Below are 20113 nucleotides of genomic sequence, written 5' to 3'. Positions count from 1 at the left end.
AGGGGGTGTTCAGAGGAAGGCGGGGCCGGTTTCGGGCGCCCAGGGCGCCCAACGGCGGGTGAGGATCTCGACGAGGCCGCGCAGCGCCACCGCCATCACGGCGAGGACGAGGAGGGCTGCGAACATCACGTCGGTCTGGAGGCGGGCGTTGGCGTGCATCATCAGGAGGCCGAGGCCCTTGGAGGCGCCGACCCATTCGCCGATGATCGCGCCGATCGGGGCGACGGTCGCGGCCATGCGCAGGCCCGAGACGAGCGCCGGCACGGCGGCGGGCAGGCGCAGGAAGCGAAACGTGTCGAAACGCGTCGCCTTGTGCAGGCGGGCGAGATCGACGAGGCCGGGATCGAGGCGGGAGAGGCCGTCGTGCAGGCTCGCGGTGACGGGGAAGAAGATCACCAGCGTCGCCATGACGATCTTGGAGGCGAGGCCGAAGCCGAACCACAACACCAGCACCGGGGCGATGGCGAAGACCGGCAACGCCTGGATCACCACGATCGCCGGCATCAAGAGGCGCGCGGTCCAGGGGATCAGCGTCATGATCACCGCCGTGCCGACGCCGAGGACGACCCCGCCGAGGAGGCCGAGGACGATCTCGAGCGCGGTGATTGCGCCGTTCTCGGCGAGCGGCCCGGCCTGACGGATCAGGGCGAGGACGACGCGATCGGGACCGGGCAGGAGATAGGGCGGCGGCGCGAGGACGGCGACGGCGACGCCCCAGGCCGCGACCAGCAGGGCGAGCGGCAGGAGGGCGGCGGCGAGGCGGCGCGCGAAGCGGTTCAGGGACGGGGGCACGCGGATCTCCATCGCTCGACCCGATCGGGGGCGGGGCAGGAGGGGGATCCGGGAGGGGGTGCTATGGCGTTCTTCATGGTTCCCGTCCCTTCGCCGGCATGACCCGGATCAGGTTCGAAGGGTTCGGCACGGGGATCGCGCCATCTCAGCTCTCCTTCGAGAGCACCCCTCGGAACGCCTCGACTGTGATCGAGGACGCGCGGCCACGCAAGCCCAAAGTCGGCGAACAGATTTTCCTCATCTCGCGCCGCAGCATCGATTTTCGGAAGATCCATCCGAAAATCGGCGATTTTCGGACGATTTTTAGGTCAGCACTGTTGACCCTTATTCGGGGCGGGCGTAGCGTGCGGGCCTTCTCATACGTCAAGGCAGATCCGATGTCCGCGCTCGATTGGTCCCATGTCTTCGCCACCCGTTCGGAACGCATGCGCGCGTCCGAGATTCGCGAATTGCTGAAGCTGCTCGACCAGCCCGACATCATCTCCTTCGCCGGCGGCATCCCCGATCCCGCGTTGTTCCCGGTAGCGGCGATCCGCGAGGCGCAGGACGCGATCCTCTCCGATCCCAAGACCGCCGCTCAGGCGCTGCAATATTCGATCTCGGAAGGCTACGTGCCGCTCCGGCAGTGGATCATCGACTTCATGGCGAAGAACGGCGTTCCCTGCACGCTCGACAACGTGCTGATCACCTGCGGTTCGCAGCAGGGGCTCGACTTCCTGGCCAAGATGCTGCTGACGCCGGGCGACACCGCGCTGGTCGAGGCGCCGACCTATCTCGGCGCGCTCCAGGCCTTCAACGCCTACGAGCCGCGCTACGACCGTCTGACGCTCGAGGGCGGCAACGTCACGCCGGCGGCCTATGCGTCCGCGGCGGCGGCCAACGGCGGCCGGGTCAAGTTCGCCTATTGCGTGCCCGATTTCGCCAATCCGACCGGCATCACCATGTCGGTCGAGAACCGCCGCAAGCTGCTCGCGCTCGCCGCCGATCTCGAGATCCCGGTGATCGAGGACAGCGCCTATCAGGCGCTGCGCTTCGAGGGCGAGGGGGTGCCGTCGATCCTGGCGCTCGACTGCGCGGCCAACGGCGGCGACATCGAGAAGACCCGGACGGTCTATTGCGGCACCTTCTCCAAGACGCTGGTGCCGGCGCTCAGGATCGGTTGGATCGTCGCGGCGCAGCCGCTGATCCAGAAGCTCGTCCTGACCAAACAGGCCGGCGATCTCCATTCCTCCACCCTCAATCAGATGGTGATGGCGCGGGTCGCCGAGACCACCTACGACGCCAACGTCGAACGGGCGATCGCGCTCTATCGAGGCCGTCGCGACGCGATGATGGCGGCGCTCGCCACCTCGATGCCGAAGGGTGTCGAGTGGACCAAGCCGGAGGGCGGTCTCTTCGTCTGGGTGACGCTGCCGGTCGGGCTCGACGGGGCGGATCTGCTCGCCCGGGCGATCGCCGAGGAGCGCATCGCCTTCGTGCCCGGCAGCGCCTTCTTCGCGGTCGACGCCATGACCAACACCATCCGCCTCAACTTCTCCTCGCCGAACGAGGCGGAGATCGCCGAAGGCATCGCCCGGCTCGGACGGCTGATCGCGCGCTCGATGGCGTGAGCGGTGGGAGGAGGGCGTCATGCCGTTTCGCGACGTCCTTCTCGCCGTCCTGGTGGTGGCGATCTGGGGGTTCAACTTCGTCGTCATCAAGATCGGCGTCGCCGACGTGCCGCCCTTGTTGCTGACCGGCCTGCGCTTCCTGTTCGCGGCGGTGCCGGCTGTCTTCTTCGTGAAGCGACCGGCCTGCGCGTGGCACTGGGTGGTGACCTTCGGGCTGGTGCTCGGGGTGGTGAAGTTCGGCCTCCTGTTCACGGCGATGAAGCTCGGCATGCCCGCCGGGCTCTCCTCGCTGGTGCTGCAGATGCAGGCCTTCTTCACGATGGCGCTCGCGTTCCTGCTGCTCGGCGAACGGCCGCTCGGGGTGCAGATCGTCGGCGCGGCGATCGCGGCGATCGGCGTCGGGGTGATCGCCTCGACGCGCTCGGGCGGGGGGGCGGCACTCGGGCCGTTCCTGATGGTTCTGGCGGCGGCGGCCTGTTGGGGCCTCGCCAACATCGTCACCAAGAAGGCCGGCCGGGTCGACATGCTCGGCTTCGTCGTGTGGGCGAGCCTGGTGGCGCCGCTGCCACTCTTCGCGCTCTCCTGGACGATCGAGGGGCCGGCGGCGATCGGTGCGGCGCTCGCCCATCCGAGCTGGACGGCGATCGGCGCGGTCGCCTATCTCGCCTGGCCGACGACGGTGCTCGGCTTCGGCGTCTGGTCGTGGCTGATGAGCCGGCACGCGACGGCGACGGTGGCGCCGTTCTCGCTGCTCGTGCCGGTGTTCGGCATGACCAGCGCCTGGGCGGTGCTGGGCGAGCCGGTCGGTGGGCTCGAGGCGATCGGCGCCGGTCTGGTGATCGCCGGGCTGGTGGTCAACGTGTTCGGGCCGCGCCTCGCCCCCGGGCGGGCGTGAGGGGGCCTTCCGGTCTCATGAGATCCCGACTCGTCGGCATTTCATGAGGTTACGGCCTGACCGGCCGACGCCCGTTCGGGCTTGCCTTCACCGACGACGTTTCGAAGAGGTCGAAACGTCGTCATCACGGTTTCAGAACTTCGTCCGCGCTCGCATCGCCTGGGCGATCGTGCCGTCGTCGAGATGATCGAGTTCGCCGCCGACGGGGACGCCGTGGGCGAGCCGGGTCACCGTGACCTCGTGGCCCTCCTCGGCGAGGCGGGCGAGCTGGTCGGTGACGTAATGGGCGGTGGTCTGGCCTTCGACGGTGGCGTTGACCGCCAGGATCACCTCGCGGATCTCGCCGGAGCGGCAGCGCTCGACCAGGGCGTCGATGGTGAGATCGGACGGACCGACCCCGTCGAGCGGCGACAGGACGCCGCCGAGAACATGATAGCGGGCGGAGATGGCGCCGGCCCGCTCCAGCGCCCAAAGATCCGAGACGCCCTCCACCACCACCAGAACCGAGGCGTCGCGACGCTCGTCGCGGCAGACGGTGCAGGGGTCGAGCGTGTCGATGTTGCCGCAGACCGAGCAGACGCCGACCTTCTCGAGCGCCACCTCCATCGCCCGCGTCAACGGGGCGAGCAGGCTCTCCTTCTTCTCGATCAGATGCAGCGCGGCGCGGCGGGCCGAGCGCGGCCCGAGGCCGGGCAGTTTGGCGAGGAGCTGAATCAGGCGCTCGATCTCGGGTCCGGCGACGTGTCTGGCCATGGAATCTCTCGGAGGCGGAGCGAATCGGAGCGCCAGTCTAGCCCGGCGCGGCAGGCGCGCGCCAAGGTTCCGGGCCGGGGTCGCGAACCGTCGGCGTCGGACGCCGGAGAAAAATTCAAACGATTAAAATTGCGCGACCGGAGGAAACGCGTCGACAAGGCGGGCGGGCTTATCGAGGTATCGAACGGCTCGACATGGTCATGCGAGAGACCCGTGCCCCCGGCAGAGGAGACCCTGGACCCCCCATCGTCACCCCGACGAGCTACCCCGAACGACCACCCCGACTACCCCGACTACCATCCCGGCATCGCCCGGCGTCGTCACACCCGGCGCCTCGATGTTCGCTTCCTCCTCGATGCACCGAGCCCCGCCCGAGCCCCCTCGGGCGGGGTTTCGCTGCGACGCGTGGGATCGCGGAAGATTTCCGTGATCTCCGAAAGTGTTTCCGAACCTTTTCCGGCCAAGGTCGGCCGGCACGACGTCACGAGGGACCGTCCGCCATGAGCGCATCGATTTCGCCGGTTTCCACCTCGACCCCGCCGGCGCGGGGCGTCCCGCGGGGGACGCGTCGGGGGGCGAGAGGTGTGGGCGCCTTCGCTCAGAACGGAAGCTTGAAGCCGCCGGGCAGGCCCATGCCGCCGGTCATCTCGGCCATCTTCTCGGCGATCGCGGCTTCGGCCTTGGCGTGGGCGTCGCGGTGGGCGGCGACGATCAGGTCCTCGACGATCTCGGCCTCCTCGGGCTTCATCAGCGAGGGATCGATGGCGACGCGCTTCAGCTCGCCCTTGCCGGTGATGGTGACGGAGACGAGGCCGGCGCCGGCGACGCCGGTCACCTCGATCTGGGCGAGATCGTCCTGAAGACCGGCCATCTTGGCCTGCATCTCCTTGGCCTTGCTCATCATCTTCATGAAGTCCATGGCGTGCTCCTCGGGCTCGGGATCGCTCTTCGTGCCGCGATCAGTCGTCGGGGGTCCAGCCGGGATCGCCCTCGTCGCCGGCCGGCGGGGCGTCCCAGGCGAGTTCGGTGTCGCCGGTCTCCTCGGTCGCCTCGCTGCGGACGCGCACGTCGACGATGGCGGCGCCGGGGAAGCGCTTCAGCACGGCGGCGACCAGCGGTTCGGCGCGGGCGTCGGTGACGAGGCGATCGCGCAACTGCTCGCGCTCCTCGGCGACGGTGGCGCCGCCGGCCTCGCGCGAGACCGCGACGATCCAGCGCTCGCCGGTCCATTCCGACAGTTTGCGAGCGAGATCCTGAGGCAGGTCGAAGGCGGCGCCGGGTTCCAGCGACACGTCGATGCGGCCGGGCTGGAAGGCGACCGGGCGCATCTGCCGCTCGACCGCGATCTTCAGGCGGATGTCGCGATGTTCGGCGGCGAGCGCGGCGACGTCGGCGAGTTGGGTGAGCGCCGGTCCGCGCCGGGTGACGGCGGGCTTCGGCGCGGGCGGCGTCGGCGTGGCGTTGCTGGCGACGAGGCGCGGGCCGGGCGGGGGTGGGCTCTCCGGCTCGACGCGGGGCGTCGGATCGGGTTCGGCGAGGCGCGCGACGGGCGACGGATCGGCCTGGCGAGCCTGGGCGCCGCCGGATCCGGAGACCGCCATGGTGGTGGTCTGGCCGGTCGGCGCGGCACCACCGCCCGGGCCGCGCGGCGCCGACGGGGCGGGCGTGCCGGCGGGCGCGGCACCCTGGCGCAGCATCTTCAGCGCCTCGTCCGGGGTCGGCAGGTCGGCGGCATAGGCGAGGCGGACCAGCAGCATCTCGGCGGCGGCGAGCGCCTTGGGGGCGTTCTTGACCTCGTCGTGACCCTTCAGCAGCATCTGCCAGGCGCGCGACAGCACCCGCAGCGACAGGCCGGCGGCGAAGGCGCCGCCGCGCACGCGCTCGTCCTCGGAGATGCCGGCGTCGGCGGCGGCCTCCGGCACCAGTTTCAGGCGGGTGACGAAATGGGTGAAGTCGGCGAGATCGGCGATCACCACGGCCGGGTCGGCGCCGACGTTCCATTGGGCGCGCAGCTCGGCGAGGGCGCCGGCGGCGTCGCCCTTCATGAGATGCTCGAAGAGATCGATGATGCGGGCGCGATCGGCGAGCCCGAGCATCTGGCGCACTTCCGCCACCTCGATGCGGCCGTCGCCGTGGGCGATCGCCTGATCGAGCAGGGAGAGGCTGTCGCGGACCGAGCCCTCCGCCGCGCGGGCGACCAGCCGCAGCGCCTCGTCGTCGATCTCGACGGCCTCGGCGTCGGCGATCCGGCGCAGGTGGCGCACCAGGACCTCGGCCTCGATGCGCCTGAGGTCGAAGCGCTGGCAGCGCGACAGGATGGTGATCGGGACCTTGCGGATCTCGGTGGTGGCGAAGATGAACTTGACGTGCTCGGGCGGCTCCTCGAGCGTCTTGAGGAGGCCGTTGAAGGCCTGCGACGAGAGCATGTGCACCTCGTCGATGATGTAGACCTTCATCCGCGCCGAGACCGGCTTGTAGCGCACCGCCTCGATGATCTCGCGGATGTCGCCGATGCCGGTGTGGGAGGCGGCGTCCATCTCGATGACGTCGACGTGGCGGCCTTCCATGATCGCCTTGCAGTGGACGCCGAGCTTCGGCATCTCGATGGTCGGGCGGTCGATCTCGCCGGGGATCTCGTAGTTGAGCGCGCGCGCCAGGATGCGGGCGGTGGTGGTCTTGCCGACACCGCGCACGCCGGTCAGCATCCAGCCTTGGGCGATGCGGCCGATCTGGAAGGCGTTCGAGAGGGTGCGGACCATCGGCTCCTGGCCGATCAGGTCGTCGAAGTTCTGCGGGCGATATTTGCGGGCGAGGACGCGATAGGCGCCGGAGGCGGCGGGCTTCTCGGCGGCGTCGGGCGGAAACAGACCGTCCATGCGGGCGCCTCTCTCGAAGAAACCTCAAGAACCCGATCGATCGGGGCCGCTCTCGAAAGCGAAGAAGGAGGCCGACGCGCGACCCGCGTCCGACTCGTCTGGGCTGCTTCCTTCCGGACCTGACCCGGTCGGCGAGTGACAACGTCCACCGCCGACCTCCCAGGGCTTCATATCGGGGATGAACGGCGAAAAGGCAAGAGGGGAGGCGCTTCTCCCCACAGGCACGGCCGTCTTCGCGTCCTCCCCGGTCAGGATCGGCCGGGGAGCGGGGGCGCGACGGAGGCCCGCGCGCCCGGCCAGCGAAGGCCGCCGAAGATCACGAGATTGCCGAGGATGGTCAGACCGAGGCCGATCGCGGTGCGCAGATCGAAGACGTAGCCCTCGTAGAGCGCGGAGAGCAGCAGGGCGATCACCGGGAACATCACCGTCGCATAGGCGGCGCGGCCGGAGCCGATGCGGGCGACCAGCATCAGATAGGTGGTGAAGCCGATCACCGAGCCGAAGACCGCGAGCCACCCGAGGGCGAGCAGGTAGCGCGTGTCGGGCGGGGCGACGAGCGGGGTTCCGGTCGCGGCGAGGACGGCGAGGAGGAACAGGCTCGCGTAGGTCATGCCATAGGCGTTGGCGGTGAGCGGGGGGACGCCGGCGGCGGAGTTGCGGCGCGAGACCATGTTGCCGAAGGAGAAGAACAGGGTGCCGAGCGCCGCCAAGGCGAGGCCGAGCGGCGCGTCGGGGCCGAGGATCCCCTCGCGCACCGCCGGGGCGAAGAGCACGGCGAGGCCGCCGACGCCGATCGCGGTGGCGAGGAGGGTGCGCGCGGCGATGCGTTCGCCGAAGAAGAGGCGGGCGTTGACGGCGTTGTAGATCGTCGCCAGCGAGAAGACGACCGAGACGAGCCCGCTCGGGATGAAGCGGGTGGCGTTGTAGAAACAGACGAAGTTGAGGCTGAAGAGGCAGAGCCCCTGCAGCGCCATGAAGAGATGGTCGCGCGGCCGTGTCGGGGCGAGGCGGCCGAGGAGCGCCAGCACCGGCAGGAGCAGGAGCGCGGCGAGCGCGAAGCGGTAGAAGATCGACGTCAGCACGGGCACCGGCCCCAGCTGCATCGCGATGGCGATCCAGGTGGTGCCCCAGACGAAGACGGTGGTGGCGAAGAGAAGGGCGTTCATCGGAAAGGTTCCTCGATTGGGCGAGGACCATGCCGCGATCGGCCGGCGCCGGCTTGCACGATCTTGCGGTGAAACGTCGACGGCGCACGGCGGACGGGTTGTCCCGGGTCGCGGCGGCTGCCACAGTGGGCGGGATCTCCTCCGCCGACCGAGCCTCGATGTCCGCCGCGCTCTCCGTCTTCGATCAACTGTCGCGTTCGGCGGCCCGGTTGCAGGGGCGGCTCGACGTCGGGCGCGGGCGCGGCGTCGCGATCTGGACCAACGACGCCGATCGGGTGCGCTACGAGAACACGCGCCTCCACACGCTGAGCCTCTATCTCGAGGGCGGCGAGGAGAGCCGGCGGATGGATCGCGGCGCGGTGCGCGGGCGGCCCGGCGCGCTCTGTCTCCTGCCGCAGGGCTCGGGATCGGACTGGGCGATCGGCGGCCGCTTCCGCTTCGTCCATCTCTATCTCTCCGACGAGCGGCTGCGCGCCTTCATGGCGGAGACGCTCGACCGGGAACCGGCGACCTTGTCGCTGCCCGACCTCACCTATTACCGCGAGCCGGGGCTCGCCGCCGCGATGACGGCGCTCGCCGCCTGTTGCGAGCGGGACGACGTCTTCGCCGCCGAGGCGGTGCTCGCCGATCTCTGTCACCGGCTCCTCACCTCGCCGGCGCACGGGGCCGCCGCCGCGCGGCCGTTGCGGGGCGGGCTCGCGCCGGCTGTCTCGCGGCGGGCGGTCGAGCGGCTGCGGGCGCGGCTCGATGCGCCGCCGAGCCTCGAGGATCTGGCGGCGGAGGCGGGGCTCAGCCCGTTTCATTTCCAGCGGATGTTCCGGGTGAGCCACGGTCTCAGCCCGCACGGGTTTCTCGAGGCGGCGCGGGTCGCGGAGGCGCGGCGGTTGATGCGGGCGGGCGTCGGGCTGGCGGAGGTGGCGAGCGCCTGCGGCTGGTCGCACCAGAGCCATTTCACCCGTGCCTTCCGCGCCGCGACCGGGCTCGCGCCGGGGGCGTGGCGGCGGGCGGCGGGCGCCGAGGCGCGCGGTTAGGCGAAGAGTTCGGGCCGCCGAACCCTGAGCGTCTGGACCGCATGGGCGGTCTTCAGATCGAGGCCCTCGCCCCGGTCGACGAGCGCGGCGAGGTCCGACAGAGCGATCACCACCACCTCGATGTCCTCGCCCTCGTGGGCGAGGCCGCCGCCGTCGCCGACACGGGCGGCGGCGAGGTCGACCTCGGCGAGGTAGAGCCACACCTTCTCGCCGACGAGGCCGGGGGAGGGGCGGAACGCGCCGATCGCCTCGATGCGGCCGAGGTCGAGCCCGGCCTCTTCCATGGCCTCGCGGCGAGCGGTCGCCTCGGGGCCCTCGCCGTCGCCGTCGAGGAGGCCGGCGACGACCTCGAGGCTGAGGGGATCGTCGCCCTGGAGCGCCTGGGGCAGGCGCAACTGGCGCACCAGCACCGCTTCCCGGCGGGCGGGATCATAGGCGAGCACGGCGGCGGCCCAGCCGTGGTTCTCGATCTCGAAGGTCTGGGTGTGGTCGCGTCCGTCGCGGCGGCGGGTGGCGAAGGTGACGCGCTCAAGGCTGCAGAAGCCCTTCCACATGGTCTCGCGCGAGAGGATCCGGTAGGGCCGGGCGCCGGATGCGTCGTCGGGCGCGCTCATCCGTCGAGCTCGGAACCGGGGGCGAGCGTCAGGCGCAGGCCCTCGAGGTTCTCGGCGGTGAGGATCTGGCAGGCGAGGCGGGAATTCTCCTGAACCTCGAAGATCTGGTCGAGCTGATCCATCTCCTCGTCGGTCGGCGGCGGGAGTTGGTCCATCCATTCGGGATCGACGTAGACGTGGCAGGTGCCGCAGGCGCAGGCGCCGCCGCATTCGGCCTTGATCGGCAGACCCCAGTCGCGGATCACCTCCATCACGCGCCAGCCGTCGAGGGCGGCGAGCGTGTGTTCGACGCCGTCGCGGTCGACCACGGTGATCTTGATCGAGCCTTCGTCGAAGGGATCGAACGGATCCTCCTCGAAGATCGGCTGGGGGGTGTCGGTCATGATGTCGTCTTTCGCGCCGCGCAATTCCGCCGTGCCGGGGGCATAGCGCACCGCCTCGTCCGGTTCAATCGTCACGCGCTCCATCGTTCGGCGAAGCTCCTGTCCTACTGGGCTCATGAAATTCGGACGCGTCCGAATTTCATGAGCGTTACGGCCCGACCGGCCGACGTCCGGTCGGGCTCGCCTCGGCGCACGACGTCTCGAACGGGTCGAAACGTCGTGCGCTCGGTATCACGCGCCGCACCAGGCGTCGCGCCAGGCGGTCGACACCCAGGGGCGATGCTGGAGGGGGGCGAAGCCGTCGCCGGCGCCGGTCGGCTGATAGCGCACCGGCAGGGCGGGGCGCTCGCCGCGCTCGAGGCGGCGGCGGGTCGGCTCGTCCTCGACCTCGATCGTGTCGAAGCCGCAGCGGCAGAGCGCCTCGAGCTGGTCCCACAGGATGTCGCCGACGGCGCGCAATTCGCCGGTGAAGCCGTGGCGCTCGCGGGCGAGGCGGGCGAGCGAGGAGCCGCGGCCGTCGCCGAACTTCGGAAAGCGGATCGCCAGGGCGCCGATCACCGCCAGATCGGCGGCGAGATCGTCGAGGCGATCGCCGGGATCGAGGACGATGCCGAGGTCGGAGCCGCGCGCCAGCAGCGCCTCGCGCTCGGCGAGGAAGCGGGCCTTGGAGACGAAGAAGGCGCGATTGCCGATCGTCTCGCCGTCGGCGACGACGACGCGGGCGTCGAGGGTGAACCCGGTCTTGCGGAAGACGTCCTTCATCGTTCAGATCCCACTGCCGTCGTTGTCGTCACCGGCTCCGAGGCCGAGGTGGATGCCGCATTCGGTCTTGGCCTTGCCCCGCCACCGTCCGGCGCGCGGATCCTCGCCGGGCGCGACGCGGCTGGTGCAGGGCAGGCAGCCGATCGAGGGAAAGCCCTTCTCGACCAGCGGATGGGCGGGCAGATCGCGGGCGCGGACGCGCTCGGCGATCGCCTCGGGCGTCCAGGCGGCGAGCGGGTTCACCTTGATGCGGCGACCGTCGGCCTCGAAAGTCGGAATGGCCGTCCGGGTCGCGGCCTGGAAGCGCTTGCGGCCGGAGATCCAGGCATCGAACCCCTCGATGGCACGAGCGAGCGGCGCCACCTTGCGCAGGGCGCAGCAGGCGTCGGGGTCGGTGTGCCAGAGCCAGCCGTCGGCGTCGGTCGCGGCGACGGCGACCGGATCGGGGCGCAGGGTCCGCACGTCGGTGAAGCCGAGCCGCTCGACGAGACGGTCGCGGTGACGAAGCGTCTCCTCGAAGAGCTTCTCGGTGTCCACGAAGAGGATCGGCACCGAGGTCGAGACCTCCGCCACGAGATCGAGCAGCACGGCGGATTCCGCCCCGAACGAGGAGACGACCGCGATCCGGCCGGGGAAGAGGCGGTGGATCGCGAGATCGATCAGCTCGGCCGTCGGCAGGCCGGCGTGGAGCCCGTCGAGAGCGGCGGCGCGGAATTCGGCCGCCTCCGCCGCCGCCAGCCGGCGCCGGGCCTCGGCGGAGACGATCTCGATCGCCGTCATGTCCGCTCTCCGAGCGTCGCCAGGGCGGCCTTGAAGGGGGCGACGCCGACGCGGCCATAGGCCTCGAGGAAGGTCTCGCGCGGCGACGACCTGAGGCTGAGATAGGTGTCGACGATGGTCTCGACCGCGTCGGCGACCTGATCGGGCCAGAAGCCGGGGCCGGCGGCATCGCCGATGCGGGCGGCATCACCGGCGTCGCCGCCGAGGGTGATCTGGTAGAATTCCCTGCCCTTGCGGTCGACGCCGAGGATGCCGATCGCGCCGACGTGGTGATGGCCGCAGGCGTTGATGCAGCCGGAGATCTTGACGTCGAGCGGGCCGATTTCGGCAGCGCGGGCGGGGTCGGCGAAGCGGCGCGAAATGTCTTTCGCGATCGGGATCGAGCGGGCGTTGGCGAGCGCGCAGAAGTCGAGGCCGGGGCAGGTGATGGTGTCGGTGACGAGACCGGCGTTGGCGGTGGCGAGCCCGGCGGCGACCAGCCCGGCGTGGAGCGCCGGCAGATCGTCGCGCTTCACGTGCGGGAACACCACATTCTGACGGTGGGAGATGCGGAGATGGCCGAAGGCGAAGCGGTCGGCGAGGTCGGCGATCGCCTCCATCTCGGTCGCGGTGGCGTCGCCCGGCACGCCGTCCTCCGGCTTCAGCGAGATCGTCACCGAGGCGTAGCCCGCGACCTTGTGGGCGGAGACGTTGGCGCCGGTCCAGCGGGCGAAGGCGGGATCGCGGGCGGCGGCGGCCGCCTCGATCGCGCTCTCTGCGGCGAGGGTCTCGAAGGCGGGGGGCGCGAAATGGGCGGCGATGCGGGCGACGTCGTCGGGGCGCAGCGTCAGGGCGCGATCGCCGAGGGCGGCGAATTCGGCCTCGACCTCGTCGCGGATGGTCTCGCGTCCCGCCTCGTGCAGGAGGATCTTGATGCGGGCCTTGTACTTGTTGTCGCGGCGTCCGTAGAGATTGTAGACGCGCAGGATCGCCTGGGTATAGGCGAGCAGATCCGCCTCGGGCAGGAAGTCGCGCAGCTTCCAGGCGACGAAGGGCGAACGGCCGAGACCGCCGCCGACGTGGACCTCGAAGCCGATCTCGCCGGCCGCGTTCTTCTTCACCGCGAAGCCGATGTCGTGGAAGCGGATGGCGGCGCGGTCCTCGGTGGCGCCGGTGACGGCGATCTTGAACTTGCGCGGCAGGTAGGTGAACTCCGGGTGGAGCGACGACCATTGGCGCAGGATCTCCGCGTAGGGGCGCGGATCGGCGATCTCGTCGGGAGCGGCACCGGCGAAATGATCGGCGGTGACGTTGCGGATGCAGTTGCCCGAGGTCTGGATGGCGTGCATCTCGACCGCCGCCAGCTCCTCGAGGATGTCGGGCAGATCCTTCAGCGCCGGCCAATTGAACTGAATGTTCTGGCGGGTGGTGAAATGGCCGTAGCCCTTGTCGTAGACCCGGGCGATGCGGGCGAGGGAGCGCAACTGGCGGCTCGACAGGGTGCCGTAGGGGATGGCGACCCGCAGCATGTAGGAATGGAGCTGGAGATAGACGCCGTTCATCAGACGGAGCGGGCGGAACTGCTCCTCGGTCAGATCGCCCGACAGGCGCCGGGCCACCTGATCGCGGAACTGGGCGACGCGGGCGGCGACGAACTGGTGGTCGAAATCGTCGTAGACGTACATGGCGGGTCTCCTTCGATCTCGCCTCAGGCGGCGCGGGCGCGGTCGGCGCGGGCCGCCGCCTCGGACCCGGAGGTCGGGCCGGAGGCGCGGATGCGCTCGCGCATGGTCGCCGGCGTCGGCCGGCCGTCGAGGTCGATCAGCGCGACCGCATAGGGATCGACGATGCGGCGGGCGGCGACGTCCTCGCCCGCCGCGGCGATCGCGGCGGCGGCGGCCTCGGGCGTGAGCACGGCGGCGGCGGCGAAGGCCTCGACCCAACGGCCCTCGGCATCGCGGAAGACGACGCGGCCGTCGATCAGGCGGTTGGCGGTGACGACCTGCATGGCGCGGCCTCTCGAAACGACGGGGACGGGGTCCGGATCTCCGGATCCGGGCGGCTCGACCTCGTTTCTAGAGGAGGCGGGATCGGCCCGCGCCGTTCGCGTTTGCGAAATCGCGGGAGGCGGCGAAACAGATTTTCCTGCTTCGGCGCCCGCGCGAAACGGCGCGGGGAAAGCCTCCCGCGAGAGGGTGTTCGGCGCCGGCTCGAGCGTGGGCTCAGTGGGGGCGGGCGTCCTCGGAGAGGAGATAGACGACCAGCGTCACACCGAGCCCCAGGGCGAAGACGCCGTAGAGGCTCGCGTGCGCCGCCGCCGGCGAGAGGCCTTGGGCGGCGAGATGTTTCATGAAGGCGCCGGAGAGCGGCTGGATCACCGCGGCGCCGCCGATCAGGGCCATGTTCATCAAGGTCAGGCCGCGGCCGAGCAGGGGGGCGGGCAGGAAGGCGCGGGTGTGCGCCATCAATACGCCGTAGGTCATGCCGAAGCCGCCGATGGCGCCGAAGGCGAGGCTCGCCGGGCCGACGCCCATGGCCGGGATCAGCGCCAGGGCGGCGAGGCCGCCGATGGTCAGCACCGTGCCGGCCACCACCACCCATTTGCGGGTGCGGAACCAGCGGTCGAGCGGACCGTAGGCGAAGGAGGCGAAGATCATGGCGAAGACCATCACCGAGACCGCGTTGCCGCGCTCGACGGGGGCGAGATGGTGGACGTCGGAGAAATAGGGGCCGACCCAGAGACCGCGCACCGCCACGACGATCGGGTAGGAGAGGAGCGCGATCGGATAGAGCGGCCACAACTGGCGGATCTTCAGGACGTCGACGAGGCCGGGGGCGCGCTCCCGGGTCTCGGTCTTCTCGATCAGGGGCGGGGGATCGCGCACCACGAAGAAGACCAGGGCGGCGGCGAGGAGGGTCGCGGCGGCGATGGCGAGCATGGTCGCGCGCCAGCCCCAGGCCTGGGCGACGGCGGCGAGCGGCGTGGCGGCGGCGAGATTGCCGAGCGAGCCGATGCCGACGATCACCGAGGAGAACAGCGCGAAACGGGCCGGCGTGCTGGTGCGGCCGATCACCCACAGCGCGCCCATGAAGATCGGGGCGCAGCCGAAGCCGATCAGCGCCATGCCGGCGACCGAGACCCAGGGCGTGTGCGAGGTGGCGAAGACGATCGATCCGATCATGGCGAGCAGCATCGGCCCGGCGACGGTGCGCCGCGCGCCGAAACGGTCGAGCGAGGCGCCGACCGGGATCTGCACCGCGGCGAAGGCGGCGAAGAAGGCGGCCGAGACGACGCCGAGCCAAGCCGCGTCGAGGCCGACGTCGGTGGCGAGTTCAGGGGCGATGATCGCGAGGAAGGAGCGATAGAACTGGCTGAGGAGATAGCCGAAGACCAGGACGACGAGGGTGGGCACGGGCGCATTTTCCGATTTCGATCGATTAGACAGTATCGACTTGCCGTCCGGACGCCAGGGGAGGTGGCGCGTGTCTGCCCCTCACGCATGCGAGAGCGGTGGACAAAGGCCCGGGCGCGGGTGTCGAATGGCGCCGCGAAGTGCGGGCGTCATGGAGCTTCGGCGGAACTGTCGTAAGGTCAGGCCCTGGAGACTCACGACCGTCGACCCCATCTGTCGACGCGGGTGGGTCCGTCCGCCGTGTCACGAAACTGGGAGAAGCCCCGTGTCCGACGTCCTCGTCAAAACGCCGATGCAGTATCTCGACAAGGCCATGGGCGCCCTGCGCGACCTCGGTCTCGCCCCGCCGACCACCGCCGAGGCGCCGATCGTCGGGCTGCTCGAGAAGATCTCCGATCTCTCCCCCGACAAGATCGTGATCATCACCCGCACCCTCGGTCAGGCCGAGGTGTTCAACGAGGTGGTGCGCAATCAAGTCTCGCAGATGGAGATCGGCGAGCGCTACAAGGCGATCACCTCCGGTTTCGACTCGATCCGCGACGACGCCAAGAAGATGGTCGATCAGATCGCCGACGGTAAGATCGACATGTTCGAGCGCGCCACCAACGCCTGGATGAAGCTGTCGCGCGGCGACATCGCCGACCGTTTCGACAAGGTGCGTGCGATCTATCTCGACGTCTCCAAGGAGACCAAGAACCAGATCGAGCGCGAGGGCACCATCCTCGAGGCCTATCGCGACTATCGCGGCGCCCTCAAGCAGGCCGAGGTGCTCGCCCTCGAGGTGCTGAAGCAGGCCGAGGATCACTGGAACAAGACCAAGGCCGATCTCGCCGCCGCCGCCGACAAGGTCGCCGCCTTCCAGGGCGAGCCGGCCGAGAAGGCGCGGCTCGAGCTCGAGCGCGACGAACACGTGCGCCGCACCCAGGACGAGGAGAAGCGCTATCAGATCGCCAAGGATCTCTCCGACAATCTGACCATCGGCTACAACACCTCCGAGGTCATCATGGCGCGTCTGATGCAGACGACCAACGCCAAGGAGCGGGTCTATCAGCAGTCGGTCAGCTTCTTCTCGACCAACGATTCGGTGCTGACGGCGCTGAAGGCCTCGTTCACCGGCATGTTCGGCCTGCACGAATCGACCCAGACCCTCAACGCGATGAAGGAGGGCGTCTCCAAGAGCCTGGAGTCGCTCGCCGAGATCGGCGACAAGGTCCAGGAGGCGGCGGTGCGCGCCGGCTACGGCCCGACCATCCGCGCCGACGCGGTCAAGAAGCTGGTCGACTCGGTCGTCAACTTCCAGATCAAGTCGACCGAGATCATCGCCGAGATGCGCGATCAGTCGACCAGGAACTCGGCCGAGATCCGCGACGCGGTCGAGGACGGCAAGCGCCGCATGGCGCGGCTGATCACGGCCGGTGCCGAGCTGGACAAGGCCTCCTGACGCGAAGGTGCATGCGATGACCGACGTCGCCATGACGTCGCCGACCGTGGCCGGGGTTTCCCCGGCCACGCCCCCGGCGCCCCAGAAGCTCGACGATCTGATGTTGGCGATGGACGTCGTCGACACCCTGCGCCACCAGGAGACGGTGGCGCTCCGGGAACTCGACGACGACGCCCGCAAGGCGGCGCTCGTGGAGCGGCTGAAGAAGCTCTATGCCGATCAGGGCATCTCGGTGCCGGATTCGATCATCGAGCAGGGCGTGAAGGGGCTCGAGGAGAGCCGCTTCTCCTATACGCCGACGCCGCCGAGCTTCGCCCGGACGCTGGCGCTGATGTGGATCGATCGCGGTCGCTGGGCGGCGATCGTCGCCGGCGTCGTCGTGGCGTTGGCGGTCGGTATCGGCGGTTATTCCTATTTCGTGGTCGGCGGCGCCGAGCGCGCGGCCGAGGCGGCGCGGGTGGAGATCGCCCAGACCCTGCCGCAGGCGCTCGCCAAGGCGGCGCAGGCGGCGCGCGACGAGGCCAAGGTGCCGGCGGCGACGGCGTGGATCGACGAGGTCGCCAAGCGCGGTCGGGCTGCGATCGCGCGCTCCGACGCGCCCGCGGCGAAGGCGGCGATCGGCGAACTCGATGGGCTGACGGCGACGCTCCGGCAGAGCTACGAGATCCGGGTGGTGTCGCGCTCGGGCGTGCGCTCCGGCGTCTATCGGCTGCCGCCGGGCAAGCAGTCGCGCAACTACTATCTGATCGTCGAGGCGATCGGCCCGGACGGCAAGGCGCTGCCGCGCGAGATCACCAACGAAGAAAACCAGGTGAAGAAGACGGTGACGATCTGGGGTCAACGGGTGCCGCAGGCGACCTACGACCGGGTCGCCGCCGACAAACGGGACGACGACATCATCCAGCAGCCGCGTCTGGGTGAGAAGCGTCGCGGCGAACTCGACGTCCGTTGGACCCTGCCGGTCGAGACCGGCGCCATCACCGAGTGGTGACCCCCATGATTTCCGGACGTGACGCACTCGCCCAGTTGGAGCGAGCCATTGCCACCAGCCGCGACGACGAGACCCGTCTCGACGACGCGCTCGCCTCGGCGACCGAGGACGCGGAACGGCTGCGTGCCCAACAGGCCGACGCCTTCCGCCGCCTCGCCAAGGTGCGGCTCGATTCGCTCGCCGAGGGGGCGATCGGCCAACGGCTCGACCGGGCCGAGAGCGAGGCCCTGGCGATCCTCTCCGAGAAGCGCAAGTCGCTCGCCGAGATCGCCGCCAAGCGCAAGGCGGCGGCGGCGAAACTGGCCGAGGCGCAGGGCACCCGCCACGAGATCGCCGGCCGTCTCGAGGCGGTCGCCGATCGGCTGACGGCGCTCGACGAGGCGACGCGGCGGCGGCTGCCGAGCAATTCCGCCTGGGTCGCGGCCGACGGGCGGGTGAAGGCGGCGGAGGCGACCGCCGCCCGCGCCGAGGCCAAGGCGAAACAGGCGGAGGAGGATCGCGTCTCCAAGGGCGAGCCCTTCGAGAGCGATCGGCTTTTCATGTATCTGTGGACGAAGGGGTTCGGCACCTCGGCCTATGCGGCCTCGTTCTTCACGCGCTATTTCGACCGCAAGGTGGCGCGGCTCTGCAACTTCGTCGAGGCACGGCCGAACTACGCCATGCTGACGGAGATCCCGGTGCGGCTGAAGGCCCATGCCGAGCGGCTCAGGGCCGAGGTGGCGGAGATCGCGGCCGAGCGCACCGCGATCGAGCGGACCGCGCTCGAGGCCGACGGCATCAAGGCGCTCGAGGCGGAATTCGCGTCCGTCAAGGCGGAGATCGACGTGGGCAATCGGGGCATCGCCGCGACCCAGTCCGATCTCACCACGCTCGACGCCAGCCACGAGGCGCTGGTCGGCGGCGACGATCCGACGCTCGCCCAGGCGCTCGACGGGGTCGCGGCCTCGCTCGCGGGCACCGATCTGAAGACGCTCTACGCCGACGCCTTCGCCACGCCGACGCCGGAGGACGAGAAGATCGTCCGCCGGATCGAGGAGATCTCCAAGGGGCTCGACAAGGCCGAGCACGAGATCGCGACGACGCGCGCGGCGATCCGCGAAGCGGCGCGGCGACGCGGCGACCTCGAAGAGACGCGCGAGAAGTTCCGTCGCTCCGGTTACGACCGGCCGGGCGTGTCGTTCAACAACGAGAACATGATCGGCAGCGTGATCGGCGGCATCATCGGCGGGGTGATCTCGAGCCCGGAATTGTGGCGGGTGATCCTCGGCGGCTATCAGGCGCCGCGCGGCCACGACGGCGGTTGGATCGGCGGCGGACCGCGCGTGCCGGACGGCGGCGACTGGTTCGGCGGCGGCGGATCGTCGGGCGGCTTCGGCGGCGACGGCGGCGGCTTCTCGACCGGCGGCGGCTTTGGCGGCGACGGCGACCATTCCTCGGGCGGCGGCTTCTGAGGCTCGAACGCCGGGGCCGGGTGGCGCCCGGCCTTCAGGACCGCAGCACCATCGCCACGCCGAGGATCAGGAGGCCGACGCCGACGAGTTCGCGGGCGGTCGGGCGCTCCTTCAGGAGGCCGCGCGACAGGGCCTGCGCGAACAGGATCTCGACCAGCCCGAGGGTGCGCACGGCGGCGACCGGGGCGGTGGCGAAGCCGACGAACCACATCTGCGAGGCGAAGGCGCCGAGAAAGCCGGCGCCGATCGAGGGTCGCCATTCCCTGAGCGTCGCCACCAGGACCGACGGCGAGCGCCACGCCAGCCAGCCGGTCAGGATCGCGGTCTGGACCGTCAGCGAGGCGACCAGGGCGGTGGCGGCATCGACCAGGAAGCCCCCGGAATCGGCGGCGCGGATCGCTCCCTTGAAGAAGACGGCGGCGAGGCCGAAGAAGCCGCCCGAGGCGATGCCGAGCAGGGCCGGGCGCCAGCGGGCGAGGCGGCCGGGCTCCGGGGCGCTCGTCGCCGTCTCCGAGGTGGGCGCGGGTGAGGCCTTCGGCCAGGACAGGATCATCACGCCGACGGTCGCCATCAGGATGGCGCCGATCAGCATGGGCGTGGGGACCTCGCCGAGGAAGGCGAGCGAGAACAGCGCCACCTGGACCGGCTCGGTCTTGGTGTAGGCGATCGTCACCAGGAAGGAGCGATCGCGCATGGCGGCGAGCATGCAGGCGGTCGCCAGGATCTGACCGATGCCGCCGAGCGCGGCCCACAGCCAGAACAGGTCCTGCGGCACCGGCCGGTCGCCGGTCGCAATGATCAGTCCGGCCAGGAACAGAATCGCGAAGGGCAGGCCGAAGAGGAAGCGCACGTTGGTGGCGCCGAGGGTGCCGAGGCTCGTCGTCAGGCCGCGCTGGAGGGCGTTGCGCAGCGACTGGGCGCCGGCGGCGGTGATGGTGGTGAAGATCCACAGCGAGGCGAACACGGGGGGCGGGCTCCGGCGAGACGACGACGGCCGCGCGAGCGGGGCTCGGCGCGGCCGTGGTTCATAGCACGGGTTCGGGGGAAGACCGTAGGCGGCTCATCCTGGGCTCACGATATTCGGACACGTCCGAATATCGTGAGCGTTACGGCCTGACCGGCCGACGCCCGTTCGGGCTCGCCTTCGCTCATGAAGCCTCGAGGAAGTCGAGACTT

The 20113-nt window shown here is 70.3% G+C and carries 19 protein-coding genes, 1 other RNA gene and 1 riboswitch; of the genes, 6 read left to right on the top strand and 14 right to left on the bottom strand.

Annotated features, from left to right (window positions below; all coding sequences use genetic code 11):
- Positions 1 to 9: 9 nt before the first annotated feature.
- A complete protein-coding gene (locus J3S89_RS05575) occupies positions 10 to 792 on the bottom strand; it encodes an ABC transporter permease (protein ID WP_230489258.1) in 783 nt (260 codons plus the stop codon).
- Between the two features lie 68 nt (positions 793 to 860).
- Positions 861 to 972, bottom strand: a riboswitch (TPP riboswitch).
- Between the two features lie 197 nt (positions 973 to 1169).
- Between J3S89_RS05575 and J3S89_RS05570 the strand changes: the two genes are divergently transcribed.
- Entirely contained in the window at positions 1170 to 2402 is a 1233-nt protein-coding gene (locus J3S89_RS05570) for an aminotransferase-like domain-containing protein (protein ID WP_217926481.1), read from the top strand.
- Between the two features lie 19 nt (positions 2403 to 2421).
- Positions 2422 to 3297 (top strand): EamA family transporter, encoded by an 876-nt coding sequence (locus tag J3S89_RS05565; protein WP_217926480.1) that lies wholly within the window; start codon positions 2422 to 2424, stop codon positions 3295 to 3297.
- A gap of 132 nt (positions 3298 to 3429) precedes the next feature.
- Here J3S89_RS05565 and recR read toward each other — a convergent pair whose 3' ends face one another.
- The 5 genes from recR to J3S89_RS05540 all read right to left on the bottom strand — a co-directional run bounded on the left by recR (position 3430) and on the right by J3S89_RS05540 (position 8092).
- A complete protein-coding gene (recR, locus tag J3S89_RS05560) occupies positions 3430 to 4050 on the bottom strand; it encodes a recombination mediator RecR (protein ID WP_217926479.1) in 621 nt (206 codons plus the stop codon).
- 598 nt (positions 4051 to 4648) lie between these two features.
- Positions 4649 to 4969 (bottom strand): YbaB/EbfC family nucleoid-associated protein, encoded by a 321-nt coding sequence (locus J3S89_RS05555; RefSeq protein ID WP_217926478.1) that lies wholly within the window; start codon positions 4967 to 4969, stop codon positions 4649 to 4651.
- 40 nt (positions 4970 to 5009) lie between these two features.
- A complete protein-coding gene (locus J3S89_RS05550) occupies positions 5010 to 6926 on the bottom strand; it encodes a DNA polymerase III subunit gamma/tau (RefSeq protein ID WP_217926477.1) in 1917 nt (638 codons plus the stop codon).
- 63 nt (positions 6927 to 6989) lie between these two features.
- Positions 6990 to 7086: signal recognition particle sRNA small type (ffs, locus tag J3S89_RS05545), an RNA gene on the bottom strand.
- A gap of 88 nt (positions 7087 to 7174) precedes the next feature.
- Positions 7175 to 8092 carry a DMT family transporter gene (locus tag J3S89_RS05540; RefSeq protein WP_217926476.1) on the bottom strand — a complete coding sequence of 306 codons (918 nt, stop codon included), beginning with the start codon at positions 8090 to 8092 and terminating at the stop codon, positions 7175 to 7177.
- A gap of 158 nt (positions 8093 to 8250) precedes the next feature.
- On the opposite strand from J3S89_RS05540, the gene J3S89_RS05535 reads away from it, so the two are divergent.
- Positions 8251 to 9123: an AraC family transcriptional regulator gene (locus J3S89_RS05535; protein WP_217926475.1), complete on the top strand. Its 873-nt coding sequence runs from the start codon at positions 8251 to 8253 to the stop codon at positions 9121 to 9123.
- Here the strand turns inward: J3S89_RS05535 and J3S89_RS05530 are convergent.
- The 7 genes from J3S89_RS05530 to J3S89_RS05500 all read right to left on the bottom strand — a co-directional run bounded on the left by J3S89_RS05530 (position 9120) and on the right by J3S89_RS05500 (position 15054).
- Positions 9120 to 9737, bottom strand: coding sequence for an NUDIX domain-containing protein (locus tag J3S89_RS05530; RefSeq protein WP_217926474.1), 618 nt, complete (start codon positions 9735 to 9737; stop codon positions 9120 to 9122). The two genes, J3S89_RS05535 and J3S89_RS05530, sit on opposite strands and share 4 nt — an antisense overlap.
- Positions 9734 to 10057 carry a 2Fe-2S iron-sulfur cluster-binding protein gene (locus J3S89_RS05525; RefSeq protein ID WP_217926829.1) on the bottom strand — a complete coding sequence of 108 codons (324 nt, stop codon included), beginning with the start codon at positions 10055 to 10057 and terminating at the stop codon, positions 9734 to 9736. Before J3S89_RS05525 ends, J3S89_RS05530 begins: the two co-directional genes overlap by 4 nt.
- Before the next feature lie 294 nt (positions 10058 to 10351).
- Positions 10352 to 10882 carry a DUF934 domain-containing protein gene (locus tag J3S89_RS05520; protein WP_217926473.1) on the bottom strand — a complete coding sequence of 177 codons (531 nt, stop codon included), beginning with the start codon at positions 10880 to 10882 and terminating at the stop codon, positions 10352 to 10354.
- Positions 10883 to 10885: 3 nt separating this feature from the next.
- Complete coding sequence (locus J3S89_RS05515) at positions 10886 to 11662, bottom strand: phosphoadenylyl-sulfate reductase (protein ID WP_217926472.1); 777 nt, start codon at positions 11660 to 11662, stop codon at positions 10886 to 10888.
- Entirely contained in the window at positions 11659 to 13326 is a 1668-nt protein-coding gene (locus J3S89_RS05510) for a nitrite/sulfite reductase (RefSeq protein ID WP_217926471.1), read from the bottom strand. Before J3S89_RS05510 ends, J3S89_RS05515 begins: the two co-directional genes overlap by 4 nt.
- Positions 13327 to 13349: 23 nt before the next feature.
- A complete protein-coding gene (locus tag J3S89_RS05505; protein WP_217926470.1) occupies positions 13350 to 13649 on the bottom strand; it encodes a DUF2849 domain-containing protein in 300 nt (99 codons plus the stop codon).
- A 214-nt stretch (positions 13650 to 13863) separates the two neighbouring features.
- The gene (locus J3S89_RS05500) at positions 13864 to 15054 is read right to left on the bottom strand and encodes an MFS transporter (protein WP_217926469.1); all 1191 of its coding nucleotides are present in this window, start codon (positions 15052 to 15054) and stop codon (positions 13864 to 13866) included.
- A 292-nt stretch (positions 15055 to 15346) separates the two neighbouring features.
- Here J3S89_RS05500 and J3S89_RS05495 point away from each other — a divergent pair, with 292 nt between their 5' ends.
- Genes J3S89_RS05495 through J3S89_RS05485 form a run of 3 tightly spaced genes read left to right on the top strand, consistent with a single transcriptional unit; the run spans position 15347 to position 18937 of the window.
- Entirely contained in the window at positions 15347 to 16495 is a 1149-nt protein-coding gene (locus tag J3S89_RS05495; protein WP_238481965.1) for a cell surface protein, read from the top strand.
- A 16-nt stretch (positions 16496 to 16511) separates the two neighbouring features.
- Complete coding sequence (locus J3S89_RS05490; RefSeq protein WP_230489121.1) at positions 16512 to 17486, top strand: DUF6384 family protein; 975 nt, start codon at positions 16512 to 16514, stop codon at positions 17484 to 17486.
- Between the two features lie 5 nt (positions 17487 to 17491).
- Positions 17492 to 18937: a hypothetical protein gene (locus tag J3S89_RS05485; RefSeq protein WP_217926467.1), complete on the top strand. Its 1446-nt coding sequence runs from the start codon at positions 17492 to 17494 to the stop codon at positions 18935 to 18937.
- Between the two features lie 34 nt (positions 18938 to 18971).
- Here the strand turns inward: J3S89_RS05485 and J3S89_RS05480 are convergent, their stop codons facing one another.
- Entirely contained in the window at positions 18972 to 19901 is a 930-nt protein-coding gene (locus tag J3S89_RS05480; protein WP_217926466.1) for a DMT family transporter, read from the bottom strand.
- Positions 19902 to 20113 lie beyond the last annotated feature (212 nt).

Source organism: Pinisolibacter aquiterrae (genome assembly GCF_019160155.1).
Taxonomy (GTDB): domain Bacteria; phylum Pseudomonadota; class Alphaproteobacteria; order Rhizobiales; family Ancalomicrobiaceae; genus Pinisolibacter; species Pinisolibacter aquiterrae.
Note: the sequence above shows the minus strand (reverse complement) of the source record. Positions and strands in the feature narration are given on the sequence as shown.